General features: G+C 56.8%; 14 protein-coding genes and 2 pseudogenes. 5 read left to right on the top strand and 11 right to left on the bottom strand.

Translation table 11 applies throughout. The features are described 5' to 3' along the window. The first annotated feature begins 108 nt into the window (after nt 1-108). Nucleotides 109-531: a hydroxyisourate hydrolase gene (gene uraH, locus ACK13D_RS05015; protein ID WP_010244915.1), complete on the top strand. Its 423-nt coding sequence runs from the start codon at nt 109-111 to the stop codon at nt 529-531. Between the two features lie 14 nt (nt 532-545). Here the strand turns inward: uraH and ACK13D_RS05010 are convergent, their stop codons facing one another. Then, a complete protein-coding gene (locus tag ACK13D_RS05010; protein ID WP_010670147.1) occupies nt 546-1,469 on the bottom strand; it encodes a LysR family transcriptional regulator in 924 nt (307 codons plus the stop codon). Nucleotides 1,470-1,620: 151 nt separating this feature from the next. Here ACK13D_RS05010 and ACK13D_RS05005 point away from each other — a divergent pair, with 151 nt between their 5' ends. Both ACK13D_RS05005 and ACK13D_RS05000 read left to right on the top strand, forming a co-directional pair. Next, nucleotides 1,621-2,370 carry an SDR family oxidoreductase gene (locus tag ACK13D_RS05005; RefSeq protein ID WP_418795850.1) on the top strand — a complete coding sequence of 250 codons (750 nt, stop codon included), beginning with the start codon at nt 1,621-1,623 and terminating at the stop codon, nt 2,368-2,370. Nucleotides 2,371-2,633: 263 nt separating this feature from the next. Beyond that, nucleotides 2,634-3,734: pseudogene (locus tag ACK13D_RS05000) on the top strand (NADH:flavin oxidoreductase/NADH oxidase). Nucleotides 3,735-3,777: 43 nt separating this feature from the next. Here ACK13D_RS05000 and ACK13D_RS04995 read toward each other — a convergent pair. Continuing rightward, nucleotides 3,778-4,362, bottom strand: coding sequence for an NUDIX domain-containing protein (locus tag ACK13D_RS04995; RefSeq protein WP_033767247.1), 585 nt, complete (start codon nt 4,360-4,362; stop codon nt 3,778-3,780). 82 nt (nt 4,363-4,444) lie between these two features. Between ACK13D_RS04995 and ACK13D_RS04990 the strand changes: the two genes are divergently transcribed. Next, nucleotides 4,445-5,194, top strand: a complete 750-nt coding sequence (locus ACK13D_RS04990; RefSeq protein ID WP_010670143.1) for a DeoR/GlpR family DNA-binding transcription regulator — start codon at nt 4,445-4,447, stop codon at nt 5,192-5,194. Here ACK13D_RS04990 and ACK13D_RS04985 read toward each other — a convergent pair. From ACK13D_RS04985 to ACK13D_RS04975, 3 genes and pseudogenes are all read right to left on the bottom strand, one after another. After that, nucleotides 5,187-5,705 carry a glutamate racemase gene (locus ACK13D_RS04985; protein WP_418795932.1) on the bottom strand — a complete coding sequence of 173 codons (519 nt, stop codon included), beginning with the start codon at nt 5,703-5,705 and terminating at the stop codon, nt 5,187-5,189. The genes ACK13D_RS04990 and ACK13D_RS04985 overlap by 8 nt on opposite strands. A 132-nt stretch (nt 5,706-5,837) precedes the next feature. Continuing rightward, nucleotides 5,838-5,945: pseudogene (locus ACK13D_RS04980) on the bottom strand (VOC family protein); the annotation flags it as partial. A gap of 109 nt (nt 5,946-6,054) precedes the next feature. Beyond that, complete coding sequence (locus ACK13D_RS04975; RefSeq protein WP_022625658.1) at nt 6,055-6,198, bottom strand: hypothetical protein; 144 nt, start codon at nt 6,196-6,198, stop codon at nt 6,055-6,057. A gap of 434 nt (nt 6,199-6,632) precedes the next feature. Between ACK13D_RS04975 and ACK13D_RS04970 the strand changes: the two genes are divergently transcribed. Next, a complete protein-coding gene (locus ACK13D_RS04970) occupies nt 6,633-7,664 on the top strand; it encodes an NADP-dependent oxidoreductase (RefSeq protein WP_346459011.1) in 1,032 nt (343 codons plus the stop codon). A 41-nt stretch (nt 7,665-7,705) separates the two neighbouring features. On the opposite strand, the gene ACK13D_RS04965 is transcribed toward ACK13D_RS04970, so the two are convergent. The 6 genes from ACK13D_RS04965 to ACK13D_RS04940 are packed head-to-tail and all read right to left on the bottom strand — an operon-like array spanning nt 7,706 to nt 14,025. After that, nucleotides 7,706-8,566, bottom strand: coding sequence for a PfkB family carbohydrate kinase (locus ACK13D_RS04965; RefSeq protein ID WP_111533803.1), 861 nt, complete (start codon nt 8,564-8,566; stop codon nt 7,706-7,708). Nucleotides 8,567-8,568: 2 nt separating this feature from the next. After that, on the bottom strand, nt 8,569-9,426 hold the full coding sequence (locus ACK13D_RS04960; protein ID WP_010244943.1) for a MurR/RpiR family transcriptional regulator: 858 nt from the start codon (nt 9,424-9,426) through the stop codon (nt 8,569-8,571). Then, nucleotides 9,426-10,397 carry an ABC transporter permease gene (locus tag ACK13D_RS04955; RefSeq protein WP_010244946.1) on the bottom strand — a complete coding sequence of 324 codons (972 nt, stop codon included), beginning with the start codon at nt 10,395-10,397 and terminating at the stop codon, nt 9,426-9,428. Before ACK13D_RS04955 ends, ACK13D_RS04960 begins: the two co-directional genes overlap by 1 nt. A gap of 32 nt (nt 10,398-10,429) precedes the next feature. Then, complete coding sequence (locus ACK13D_RS04950) at nt 10,430-11,932, bottom strand: sugar ABC transporter ATP-binding protein (protein ID WP_033787875.1); 1,503 nt, start codon at nt 11,930-11,932, stop codon at nt 10,430-10,432. 16 nt (nt 11,933-11,948) lie between these two features. Beyond that, the gene (locus ACK13D_RS04945) at nt 11,949-12,989 is read right to left on the bottom strand and encodes a sugar ABC transporter substrate-binding protein (RefSeq protein WP_124889967.1); all 1,041 of its coding nucleotides are present in this window, start codon (nt 12,987-12,989) and stop codon (nt 11,949-11,951) included. 55 nt (nt 12,990-13,044) lie between these two features. Further along, nucleotides 13,045-14,025, bottom strand: coding sequence for a TIM barrel protein (locus tag ACK13D_RS04940; protein ID WP_022625661.1), 981 nt, complete (start codon nt 14,023-14,025; stop codon nt 13,045-13,047). Nucleotides 14,026-14,071: the final 46 nt, after the last annotated feature.

Here is a 14,071-nt window from a genome sequence, read left to right as displayed (position 1 = left end):
TTTCTCAGAAATTTCACATTTCCTGCGGCTAAATATCTCTTTGCCCTCAGGCGCATTACTCTCTCTGCACTGTCACCCGACTTCAGACAATCAATAAAGGAAACATTGATGAAAACTTCATATGCCTTGATCGCAACATTACTGATGACCTCTGGCGCATCCGCTATCGCTGCTCAGCCTGCTACCGCTAAAAACCCACTGAGCGTGCACGTTCTTAACCTGCAAACTGGCCAGCCAACGGCAGGCATCGAAGTTGAACTGGATCAGAAGCAGCAGGATAACTGGGTGAAACTGGCATCAGGCGTCACCGATAACAATGGTCGCATCAGCGCCCTGTTCCCGCAGGACAAAACAGCCAGTGCGGGTAGCTACCGCGTGGTGTTTAAAACCGGTGACTTCTATAAAAAGAACAACCAGAAAACCTTCTTCCCGGAGATCCCGGTTGAGTTCAATATGGAAGCCAGCGGTGAGCACTACCATATCCCGTTGCTGCTGAGCCCGTTTGGTTACTCTACCTATCGCGGCAACTGATCCCGATCCGGCACTCAGGTGCCGGATTTCCCCTCTCCCGCTACCCGCGCCGGAAAGCACTCCACCAGCCAGTCGATAAATACCCGTAGCCGTTGCGTTACGTGCCGGTTTTGCGGATAAACCAGATGAAACGGATAACCCGCCGGACGCCAGTCGTGCAGGATCTCAACCATTTCTCCCTGCCGCAGAATCGACGACAGCGAATAATTAAATGTCTGAATGATCCCAAGCCCTGCCAGTCCCGCGGCCAGATGCGCGTTGCTTTCATTGACGCCTATGCGATGCGCACTGGTGATCTCAATTTTCTCTCCCTGACGTTCGAACCGAAGCGGAAATGGCTTGCCGGTTTGCGGCGAGAGATAACTCACCAGCCGGTGTCCGTTGCGCAGTTCATCAGGATAGGCGGGCACACCAAACGCTTTAAGGTAGGCGGGTGTCGCGCAGGTAATGAGCGTAGCGTGCCCTATCAGGCGGGCAATCAGTGAGGAATCGACCAGCGGACCGCCGCGGATCACACAATCAACGTTGTCGCTAATAAGATTGACCGGGCGATCGGATACGCCCAGATCCAGCGTAATATCAGGATAGCGGGCAAAGAAATCGGGCAGCAGCGGAATCAGAACGTCCCTGGCGGTAGATCCGCCGACATCGATGCGTAACTGCCCACGCGGCTTACTGCGCAGTGAATTGAAACAGGCATCAATATCCTCGAGATCGTGCAGGATGCGCAGCGCTTTCTCATAGTATTCACGCCCTTCTGCGGTGACGGTCACGCGTCGGGTGGTGCGCTGCAGTAGCCTGACGGAAAGATGCGCCTCCAGCTCCTGAACCAGCTTACTCAGCGTCGCCTTCGGCATATTCAGCGAGTCCGCCGCCCGGGTAAAACTGCCGCTTTCCACCACCCGTGAAAAGGCTTTTATCGCCAGCAGCTGATCCATTCCATCCCCCTATTATCCACCCGTGTGGATAGTCATTTTCATTTTAGCGGATTTATCCGCCAATCCTCCTCTCTTACAGTAGCAATCAGTCCGGCAGCCCCGCTGACCGGGAATAACCAATCTGTCTAAGAGACTATCCGGAGAAGAACTTATGAACGCATCACTCGCAGGAAAAATTGCACTGGTTACAGGCGGAACGAGCGGAATTGGCCTGGCTACCGCCCGGGAGCTGGCGGCACAGGGCGCACAGGTTTTTATAACCGGCCGTCGTCAGGCGGAGCTGGATGCCGCCGTCGCTGAAATCGGCGGAACCGTCAGCGGCATCCGCGCAGACGCCTCACAACTGCACGATCTCGATGAGGTTTACTCGCGAATTGCAGCGCAGGCGGGACGCCTCGATATTCTCTTTGCCAACGCCGGGGGCGGCGACATGCTGCCGCTGGGGGCGATTACTGAAGAGCATTTTGACCGTATCTTTGGCACTAACGTACGCGGCGTGCTGTTTACCGTCCAGAAAGCCCTGCCTCTGCTGGTTGATGGCGCATCGGTAATTCTGACCGGATCGACTGCCGGAGCGCAGGGTACTGCGGCTTTTAGCGTCTACAGCGCCAGTAAAGCGGCAGTGCGCAATTTTGCCCGTTCGTGGGCGCTGGATCTGAAAGATCGCGGAATCCGGGTCAATGTCGTGAGCCCCGGCCCTGTCCGTACGACTGGGCTGGGTGATCTGGTCAGTGAAGATCAGCGTCAGGGCCTGTTTGATGCGCTGGCAGCACAGATACCGCTTGGCCGCCTGGGTGAACCGCAGGAGGTTGCCCGCACCGTTGCGTTTCTCGCCTCGGATGCCGCCAGCTTTATCAATGCGGCAGAATTGTTTGTTGATGGCGGAATGGCACAGGTCTGAGACTCACCCTGTAGCTGAAAATCAGACCCTGGTGATTGTCCTTACCCGTTACGTAAAATCCCGGTTCGCCGGGCGTGAGCAGCAAAGCGCGCCAGGCTGAACCGTTAACGTATCAATGCCTGCCTGAGACATCAGGCTGTGTTGATCTGTAACCTGAATCCGGCACGCCGTCATAAAATGTCACGTTGAAGAAACACCCGCCTGGCAAATCCCCCGCTATAGTTATTGCCTGTCACGTCAGTCATAAAAACCATGGAGATAACATGAGCCAACTTTTTTCCACTGTCTCGCTGGGCGAACTTACGCTGGATAACCGCATTGTGATTGCGCCGATGTGCCAGTACTCCGCTGAGGCGGGCAATGCGACCGCCTGGCACCGTATCCATCTTGGCCAGCTGGCCTTTTCCGGCGCAGGTCTGATGATTATTGAAGCCACCGCCGTAGAGGATATTGGTCGCATCTCCCCAGGCGATCTCGGTTTGTGGAATGATGATAATGAAGCTGCGCTGAAAACGGTTCTGGAAGATGTCCGCCGCTACTCCTCTATTCCGGTTGGTATTTAGCTGGGCCATGCGGGACGCAAAGCGTCGTGTGCCGTACCCTGGGAAGGCGGTAAGCAGATTGCGCCTGAAGCCGGCGGCTGGCAAACCGTGGCTCCGTCCGCACTGAGCTACAGCGCGGATGAAGTGAAACCGGTTGCCATGAACACTGACGATCTGGCGCGGGTAAAACAGGCCTTTGTCGACAGCGCCCTGCGTGCGGTGCGTCTGGGAATTCAGCTCATCGAAGTGCATGCCGCACACGGCTACCTGCTGCATCAGTTCCTGTCGCCGCTGTCGAATCAGCGCAGTGATGAATATGGCGGCTCGCTGGAAAACCGTATGCGCTTCCCACTGGAAGTCTTCAAAGCCGTTCGCGATGCCGTACCCGCTTCCGTGCCGGTAGGCGTGCGCATTTCTGCCACTGACTGGGTTGAAGGCGGCTGGGAGATCAATCAGTCAATCGCCTTCTCGCGTGAGCTGGAAGCGCTGAACAGTGCTTATATTCATGTCTCAAGTGGTGGTTTGTCAGAAGACCAGAAAATCAGCGTCGGACCCAACTATCAGGTGCCGTTCGCCCGCGATATTCGTGAGCAGGTGTCAATTCCGGTGATTGCGGTCGGCTTAATTACTGAGCCGCAGCAGGCAGAAGATCTGCTGCAACAGGGTGAAGCTGACCTGGTGGCGCTGGCGCGCGGTATTCTCTACGATCCGCGCTGGCCTTGGCACGCAGCCGCTGCGCTGGATGGTAAAGTCCAGGTTCCGCCACAGTATCTGCGTTCTGAACCGCACGATGTAAAAGGCATCCTGACACAGGATCAGTAAGCTTTAACGGGCAGACCGCATTAACGGCGGTCTGCCCGTTCTCTTATAAAATGCCTTTCAGCCGCAGATGCTGCAGCAGCATAATGGTCTTGGCATCCACAATCTCACCCTGGTCAATCGCCTGTAACGCCTGGTCAAAACCGAGCTCAAGCACCTCAATATCCTCACCCTCTTCCGCTATTCCGCCGCCTTCACCGCTACGCTGCTGATCGCCATACTCGGCAATAAAAAAGTAGAGTTTCTCAGTAACCGAACCGGGGCTCATAAAGGCTTCAAACACTTTCTGAACATGGCTGACGCGAAAACCGGTTTCCTCTTCGGCTTCGGCAACAATACGCGCTTCCGGCGAGGCGTTGTCCAGCAGACCGGCGGCCGCTTCAATCAGAAAGCCATCATGACCGTTCAGGAAAATCGGAAAGCGAAACTGACGGGTCAGTACCACCGTACGTTTGTCACGGTTGTAGAGCAGGATCACTGCGCCATTACCGCGGTCATAGGCTTCACGGCTCTGCTCCTGCCAGCGACCGTCACGGCGCAGCAGCGAGAACGTATATTTTTTCAGGGTATACCAGTTGTCTGACAGCAACTGCTCATTGATGATGCGCACGCGGGGATGGTTCTGCTGCATGATGCTCTCCAGGATAGTAGACAGCCATCACGCTATCATGCATAATCGTGCAACTTCAAGAAAAAACATGCAAAGGCCAGTCATGCTATCCAGCCAGCGAAAACAGACGATTCTCGCCCTGCTCGCCCAGGAAAAACAGGTGCAGTCGCGCGATCTCAGCCAGCGCTTTGGCCTCTCCGAAGACTCTATCCGCCGCGACCTGCGTGAACTGGCGGCTGAAGGATTGTTGCAGCGGGTACATGGCGGCGCGCTGCCGGTTTCCGCTGCGCTGGCCACCTTTGAAACGCGCAAAAGCGTGCAGACTGCTTCCAAACAGGTTATTGCGCAAAAAGCCGTTTCACTGATCCAGCCGGGACAGATCGTACTGATTGATGGCGGGACCACCAGCGCGGAACTGGTGCGACTGTTACCCGCCACGCTGAGCTTTACCGCGGTTACGCACAGTCCCAGCGTGGCGCTGGCGTTAGCCGATCATCCACTCGTGGAGATCATACTGATTGGCGGCCAGCTCTATAAACATTCAGTGGTGACGGTGGGCGCAGCGATGCTGGAGTCGATCAACCGCATCAATGCCGATCTCTTTTTTATGGGTGTCACCGGCGTGCATCCGGCGGCGGGCCTGACCACCGGTAATTTCGAAGAGGCGACGGTCAAGCGTGCGCTGGCAGGACGCGCAGCGGAAACCGTGGTGCTGGCGTCAGCGGAAAAGCTGAACTCCGCCTCGGCATTTGCCATAGGCGACCTGTCGCTGGCCAGCACGCTGGTCGTGGAAACGCAGCCGGACGAGGCGCTGCGACAGGCGCTGAGCCAGCAAGGTGTGACGGTCATCTGAGTTCGTAGCAGGCCTGCAGCGCAAGATGCGGACCGGTCAATGGTCGCTGTGTGTCAGGAAACTGCTGTGCTACGGGCGTCATTGAGCTTTGCGCCAGGGCCACCGCAACGGCTCCCTGCTGATAAGCCTGCTCTGCTGCTGCCGCAATCAATGCAAAATAGCGTGTTGTCTCCCCCGCTTTAAACGCCGTCCACGCTCCCTCCACCAGCACGACCTCCACCTGGCTGCCGGGCTGGCTGAAAAGTGTCCGCGTCGCCGCCAGCGTTGACTCTGCCGCACAGAGTGCGACTGTGTGCCCTGCCTGACGCTGCAGCGCCTCCGCTAACATTCCGTCGGTGCGCATAACCTGATCCTGTGCGCTGAAATCACCGGCAACCGGCCCCAGCGTCGAGCAGGTGATCAGTACCGCATCAAACTGCGGCAGCAGCGTTTCAATCATTTGGGCAATACGGCGGCGTAACGCAGTCGTCATCCCGCCGCTGCATTCCGCTTCTGCCAGCAGCGCAGGCATCACCAGATGATTCAGCGGCGGATTGTCACGCGCCAGTGCGCGGGCGGCATCATCAAATATCGCGATATTACTGGCCGCGGTGTGAAAACAAAGAATGTTCAGGGTGAGCTCCGGTTCACTGAATGGGCATGGTCAATGTGCGGATTGCCAGGCTGCATGCTGGATAACAACACGATAACCATCCCTGTCGATAAATGTCACGCCCCGTTGATCCCAGTAAGGATTCAATGCAGGAATCCTCTGTCATCCATGGAGCCATTAACTCTTTCGGTGTTGCTTTTGTAGAACCCTGATACAGATTAAAGGCATAAAAAAACCCGCCTTAGCGGGTTTTGGAGGAAGCTGACAGTCAACCAGCCTTTGCTTCGCGTGAACGCACGGTGCCTGAGCGCTCCGCAAGATCAAAAGATTCTTTGAGCTGACGCATTGCTTCCGCTTTACGCTCTGCAACTGTCATTTTTTTCAGGGTTGAAATATCGTGTTTTGAGTACATAACCTCTTCCTCCTTCGCCTATGGCGGTATTCACTTCATATATTACATCACGGGGCGGATGCTGTAAAACCCGGTCATAGAAGCGTTTTAGCTTCTCTGTTTCGGCAATCGCAAAATATGCCCTGGCCCTGTAAGCCTTATGGTGAAGCGCAATGATAGTCGCCTCTCTCTGACCTGGATGCGTGGCATGCCGCACTGCTGATGACCCGCCTGCCCGTTTTTTGCAAGCGGATGTGAACAGCCGTCAAACTGAATCCATGACGCGAAGGGTCCTGCATCCGCTGTGTCCCCTTGGTTAGCACCCTATGCCCTGTTATCGGTAAATCAGCTTACCGCTCACAGCGCTAAACGCATTCCTGCCGTGGTCATCTACACTTTCCTGGTATTCATAGGGTGATGCCCTGAGCATTGCCCGGCTATAAAAGGATGACAATATGACTGAACAAGCAACCCAGAACCATGCCTGGTTACTGGCTTCACGCCCTCACGGTGAGCCGACCAAAGAGAATTTCCGCCATGTGGCGCAGCCCGTCCCGGAAATCAAAGAGGGTGAAGTACTGCTTAAAACCATCTATCTCTCGCTCGACCCCTACATGCGTGGGCGGATGGACGAGGGTAAATCCTACGCCGCGCCGGCAGAGCTGGATCAGCCAATGGTGGGCGGCACCGTCTGTCAGGTCGCCGAATCGAAAAACAGCAACTTTAAGACCGGTGACTGGGTGCTGGCGCAGAGCGGCTGGCAGGAATATGCCGTCTCCGATGGCAAAGAGATTGCGAAGCTGGGCAACGATCTGCCCCATCCCTCATGGGCGCTGGGTATTCTCGGTATGCCAGGCTTTACCGCCTATATGGGTCTGATGGATATTGGTCAGCCGAAAGCGGGTGAAACCCTGGTCGTTGCCGCCGCAACCGGTCCGGTGGGCGCAACGGTCGGTCAGTTGGGTAAACAGAAAGGCTGCCGTGTCGTTGGTGTGGCGGGCGGTGAAGAGAAATGCCGTTACGCCGTCGATACGCTTGGCTTTGATGCCTGCCTCGATCACCACAGCGCCGACTTTGAAGAGCAGCTGAAAAATGCCTGCCCGGATGGTATCGATATCTACTTCGAAAACGTCGGCGGCAAAGTGTTTGATGCCGTATTCCCGCTGCTGAACACCGCTGCGCGCGTGCCGGTCTGTGGTCTGGTCTCGGCTTACAGCCAGCGTGAGCTGCCGCAAGGCCCGGACAGAACCTCTCTGATCATGGCGGGCATTCTGAAACGCCGTATCCGTATGCAGGGCTTTATCATCTTCCAGGATTATGGTGACCGTTACCCTGAGTTCCTGGAGGCGATGCGTCCGCTGGTGGAGAACAAAAAAATCCACTATCGCGAGCACATGATTGAAGGATTAGAGAACGCGCCACAGGCGTTTATCGATATGCTGAATGGCAAAAACTTCGGTAAAACCGTGGTGAACGTCGGCGCCTGATGACGTTAGCGTGCCGCGTCACTGACGTGGCACGCCATTAATCAGTGCGGCTGCCGGGAAACGTGCTCGGCGGCTGCACGATTTGCCGCACTCACCGCTTCTGCCAGCGTTACCCCGCTACTCAGGCGCTGACACAACACGCCGACAAAACAATCCCCGGCACCGTGGGTGCTCACCAGTGTCACCTTCTGCGCAGCCAGTGTATGCGTCTCTCCCGCCTCGCTGTAAGCCACACCATGTTCACCAGCGGTAACCACCACTCTGGCAAACCGGCTGGCCAGCGATTCTGCCGCTGAGCGCGCCGACGTCAGATCCTGCACGCTAATCCCGCACATATCGCGCGCTTCAATGGCGTTCACCACCAGCAGATCGATACAGTTTTCAAACGCGGCTGACAACGGCCGGGCGGGCGCGGCATTGACGCAGACCGTAATCCCCCGCTGCTGTGCTGCCCGGGCCGCACAGAGGTTCACCGCTTCCGGGACTTCATTTTGCAGCACCAGCAGCGACACCTCCTGCCAGAAGCCGGGCTGCTCAAAGTTCTCCAGCGGGATCTGCTGATTAGCATTGGAGACCACCACCGCACCGTAATCTCCTTCGGCATCGGTAATCGCCACGCTCATCCCGGAGGGAAGCGCATCAATGATGCTGATGGCGGTGCAATCGACCCCGGCCTGCTGCAGATGATCCAGCAGGAATTGCCCCTGCTGATCGCGCCCCACTGAACCGGCGAAGCGCACTGCGGCACCTGCGCGTGCCGCTGCGACGGCCTGATTACCCCCCTTGCCACCAAACTTATAGTGACAGGCGCTGCCCATCACCGTTTCGCCTTTTTCCGGGCGATGGTGTGCATCCAGCATAATGTCGTAGTGAAGACTGCCGGTGACTGCAATTTTGCTCATAGCTAGAATTCCCGCAGATCCTGAACCGCATGCTGGGTTTTCATCAGGTTCTTCTCCGCCCGCTTCAGATCTTTCTTGGCGATAGCGACAAACAGCGCATCCAGAATATTGAGCTGGGCGATGCGTGACGCGGCGTTTTCACCCAGCAGATGCGATCCCTGAGAGGTTGAATTGAGGACCACATGCGCACTCTTCGCGATCGGGGATTCGGCGTAGTTGGTAATGGCGATAACCTTCGCGCCATTCCTCCCCGCCAGTCTGACCGGATCGTTCACCGCGCGCGTAGCACCCGAATGGCTGATGGCGATAACCACATCGTCATCAGATAACACGGCGGCTGACATCAGCATGATGTGGGCGTCGTCATAGGCAGTCGACTTAATGCCAATCTTCAGCATCTTGTGTGACAGGTCCCGCGCCACGGCGGCAGAACCGCCCACGGCGTAAAGATCGATATGACGCGCTTTAAAGATAATGTCCGCCGCACGATTGAATTCAGAAACATCCAGAATCGATAAGGTCTCTTCAATCGCCTGGATAGAGGTCCTGAAAACTTTGGCCAGCAACTGCTCCGACGAATCATCCGGCTCAATTTCCGCATGCAGCCCTGCCACTTCAGACTGGTTGTAATAGATCAGGCCACTTCTGAAATGCCTGAAGCCGGTGAAGTTAAGTTTTTTGGTAATCTTAACGATCATCGCTTCAGAGACATTATTCTCCCGCGCAATCTCCTTTAATGAGGATTGCTCGGTAATGTCGGTTCGGGCAATTATCGCCTCAGCTACCCGACGTTCTAACGGCGTCAGCTGGGGCAAACGCATACGAATCTGAGCGCCAATGGCTCGCGGATCTTGCTTCATTACTTGCCTCGGGTCGCCCGGTCAATCAACATCGCTATGATAATAATAAGGCCGGTAGCGAGCAATTGGTAAAAGGCCTGAATGTTCAGTAAGGTCAAGCCATTACGTAACGCACCGAGGATAACCACGCCGATCAGCGTTCCGAAGATACTGCCCTTGCCGCCCATTAACGACGCACCGCCAATGGCCGCCGCCGCAATCGCATCCAGTTCCCACAGGTTGCCGATGGTCGGTTCGGCAGCCCCCAGGCGACCAATCAGAATCAGCGAGGCCAGTGAGGCAAGCAGGCCGGAGAAGATATAGACCGTGACCTTGGTGCGCTTAACCGGCACACCTGCGACCCGCGCCGCCTCTTCATTGCCGCCAATCGCCAGAATATATTCCCCCAGCGGGGTCTTATTCATCACCGTCCACAGCAGCAGCGCAATCACTGCCACAATCACAATCGGCGTCGGGATACCGAAAAGCGTACTGTTAATCAGGCTGCGAAATTCCAGCGGAATACCGAAGATGGGATTGCCGCCGGTGTAGATCAGCGCAATTGCCCGGAACAGCGACAGGCCGCCCAACGTCACAATAAACGGCTGCAGCCCGGCATAGGCAATCAGTGTGCCGCTGAACAGCCCGCACATCGCGCCCACACCCAGCGTCGCGAGGATCGCCAGCGGCACCGGCACGCCCGATGCCATCAGGGTTGCACCCAGCACCGCAGAGAGCGCCGCCGTGGGGCCGACCGAGAGGTCAATCCCGCCGGAGATAATCACCAGCGTCATGCCCAGTGCAATCAGGGCGTTGATTGAGGACTGCTGCAGAATATTCAGCAGATTAGGCAGGGTGAAAAAGACCGGCGACAGAAACGAAAATGTCACCACGATAATCAGTAAGCCAATTAAGGTACCGGCATCACGCAGATTAAATTTAAGCCGCAGCGCAGGTCGGGTACCCGGCCCGGTAGATGTCTGAGTTGTCATAGTTATAACCTTAAATAGTGTCAGGTAAGCGGTCAGGCGGTCTGGTCGATATCTTTAATGGCATAACGGGCAATGTTCTCTTCGGTGATCGCGCTGCCGGTTAACTCTTTGGTTATCCGGCCCTCGCGCATCACCAGCACCCGATCGGAGATGCGCATGATCTCGGTCATTTCTGACGACACCACCACAATGGCTTTGCCCGCCTGGGCCAGTTTTTCAATCAGGTGATAGATTTCAGACTTGGCACCAATATCGATACCGCGCGTCGGCTCATCAAACAGAAACACATTGGCATCCGCCGCAACCCAGCGGCCGATGATCACTTTTTGCTGATTGCCGCCGCTCAGCGTGCCGATGGTTTTCTCAATGTCGAGCGGGCGCAGTTTCAGGTCGCCCATGACCCTCAGCGCCTCGCGGTCCAGCCGGGCCTGGTTCATCAGCCCCGCCGACGTGAAGCGGTGCATCGACGGCAGCGCCATATTCATCTTCACCGCCCGCTCTTTGATAATGCCCTCTTTTTTGCGGTCTTCTGGTACCAGGCCAATGCCCGCCTTGATCGCCGCACGCACGTTGTGGTTCTTCACCGCGGCACCGTTGACGCTCACCGTGCCACGGGTGCGCCTGTCGATACCGGCAATCAGCTTCAGCAGTTCGGTGCGCCCCGCGCCGACCAGCCCGGCAATGCCCAACACTTCGCCCGCACGAACGCTGAAGTTTGCCGCCACCACCTCATTGCCACGCGTCAGATCCTCTACCCGCAGCACTTCGCGATCGGTGACAAAGGCCTGATGGTCAAGCTTGTCGATCTTCCGTCCGACCATTTTGGCGACGATGCTCTCCTCATCCTCATCACTGATGTTGACCACCCCAACCTGCTTTCCGTCACGCATAATGGTGGCGCGGTCGCACACCCGGAAAATCTCATTCATCTTGTGCGAGACATAGATCAGCGAGACGCCGGTCGACTTCAGATCGCCAATCAGCTCTGCCAGCCGGTCAAATTCGCGTGGCGTCAGGCTGGAGGTCGGCTCATCCATGGCGATGATTTTGGCGTCATCCAGCAGCGCCCGGGCAATCTCAACAATCTGCTGCTGCGATACCTTGAGGTTCCTGATCGGCGTATCGGGATCGATAGTGGGATCCAGCGTCTTCAGAATCAGGGTGGCCCGCGCCAGCTGGGCCTTTTTATCCACCCACCAGCCCCCGGCGCGGGTCAGCGGGCGACCCAGAAACATGTTCTGCGCCACGGAAAGCTCAGGCACATGCTGCAACTCCTGGTGGATCATCGCGATCCCGGCCTGACGGGCGCTGAGCGGACTGCGGATCTGCACCCGGTTTCCATTGACGCTGATCTCCCCGCTGTCCGCACCGCGAACGCCGGAGAGGATATTCAGCAGCGTCGACTTACCCGCGCCATTTTCCCCAATCAGCGCGTGCACCTCGCCGGGCCGCACTGAGAAATCGACATCCTGCAGCGCGGCGGCGTTACCGTAACTTTTGCTGATGCCACGCATCATTAAGCGAAACTGTTCCATACCCGCTCCCGCTGACTTATTGTTGAGCCAGCAGCTGACGCAACCGGTTGTTGTCTTTGGTTGAGAACGTTTCGACATTCTCTTTGGTGATCAGCGCCTGGGGTGTCGAGACAACGCGCGACAGTTTCTGTCCGTTGATCAGCCGGATAATGACGTCCATCGCCACTTCACCGGTCAACACCGGGAAACTGTCGACCGTGCCGGTCAGCTCGCCGCGCTTAATCGAGGCGTAGGCATCGGAAATACCGTCAGTGCCAAAGATGGCCACCTGTGACGCTTTGTTCTGCGCGCGTACCGCCTCCACCACGCCCAGCGCCATGGTGTCGTTGTTGGCGTAGAAGCCGATCAAATCAGGATGCTGCTGCAGAATGGTCGATGCGGCGTTAAAGGCCTGCTCGCGACTCCAGTTAGCGGGCACGCTGGCCACGATGCTAAACTTCCCGGCGCTGTCCAGCGTCTCTTTAAAGCCACGGGTGCGCTGTCCGGCGGCATAAACCCCTGGCTGCCCTTCAATCACCGCCACTTTGCCGCCCTGCGGATGGTGCTGAATAAACCATTTCGCCACCCGCACGCCATTGTCCTTCTGGACGTTGCCGACGTAGTAGCGCGCATTCGGCATCACCGCATCATTAACGTTCACCACCGGGATATTTTTACTGTTGGCACTCTCCAGTGCAGGCTCCAGGTTGATATCGGTCTGCGGCGAAACCAGCAGGCCGTTAAAGCCCTGCGAGATCAGGGTTTCCGCAATGGAGAGCTGACCAAGCTGATCGTCTTCATTGGCCGCCGCCTGATAAGCGACAGTGAAACCATACTTTTTCGCCGCGTTCTGGTAGCCCTGGCCGAGTGAGCGCCAGTACTCATTGGTCAGGGTTTTCGATACCCCGCCAATCTTCAGCGACTTATCGACTTTTGGCAGTGCGCCATATTTGGTGTCGAGCTGGGTCCAGTCGGTGCGATCCGGTTCAGTATCGGATTGCAGCGGTGCCAGTTCTGCCGCATAAACCGTGCTGCAGAGCAGTGAGGAGGCGATAAGAGCAAGCAGGCGTTTTTTCATTTTTTATTCTCAGGGTGTTGGGTAGAGGTGTGATGTTTTTATGATTAATCGGCTGTCAGCGCGCCAGCATGATGTCATTGACGATCTGCTGAGAGGCCACCGCATCCTGGCGCCCGATGGCCGCCAGTAACGCCGCGTTGTCGTGCAGCTGGTCACACAGCCTCAGCAGACGGGTCACGGTCGCAATATTGCTTTCTGCCTCACGGATCGGGTCAAGACCGCTGGCATCCGGGAAGGTATCGAAGTAGTAGGCACCGCGGTAGCCATCACGCTGCATCTGCCAGAGAAACTCCAGCGTGGCGCGAGGGTTGACTGAGCCGACCATCAGGCCGTCATCACGCTTGCCCCAGCCGTCGTTAAGGTCCAGCCCCAGCAGCCGTGAGCGGCGCGCCACCATAGCGGCGGCGTAAGCCGGGATCTCATTGGCAAACAGTACATGAGCAAAATCCAGTGTGATCCCCAGGTTGGCGCAGCCCGCCTCTTCCACGGCCAGCAGACAGGTGGTGGCGTTGGGAAAGATGCTGTAGGCACGTGGCTCATTGGGTTTATATTCGATGCTGACGTCAACGTCCGGTGCATACTCCGCCACTTCACGCACGGCGCTGACCGCATCCTCCCAGATCTTCTTATAGTCCGCCTGGAAGCAGTAATCGAAACCGTCCTGCCCCATCCACAGCGTCATCAGCCGTGAACCAAATTCCCGACCCGCGTCAATGCCCCGTTTGGTCAGCTCAATCGCTTCGCGACGCACTTTCGCGTCGGGATGCGTAAACGCGCCGATTTTGAACTGCGGCGCGTCCCAGCGCATCTGCATACCGTTAACGGCCAGACCCGCATCACTGATCGCCTGGCGCAGTGTGGGGATATCGCTAGTGAGATGTTGCGGAAAGTTGAGGTCGAGATGCGTTAAGCCTTTGACCTTGCCTGCACGGGCAACCATCTGCAGCACAGAGGGCTTACCCTGCTGATCGGGCCAGTAGAGGTGCGCCCCCGAGGCGAAAGAGTTAAGACGGGTAGCAAATTTCAGTTCCGACATGAGCATCAATCCTTCAGAGTGCGTATTGTGAAGTACTTTTCGTATT

Source organism: Pantoea sp. K16 (assembly GCF_048452805.1).
GTDB lineage: Bacteria > Pseudomonadota > Gammaproteobacteria > Enterobacterales > Enterobacteriaceae > Pantoea > Pantoea agglomerans.
Note: the sequence above shows the minus strand (reverse complement) of the source record. Positions and strands in the feature narration are given on the sequence as shown.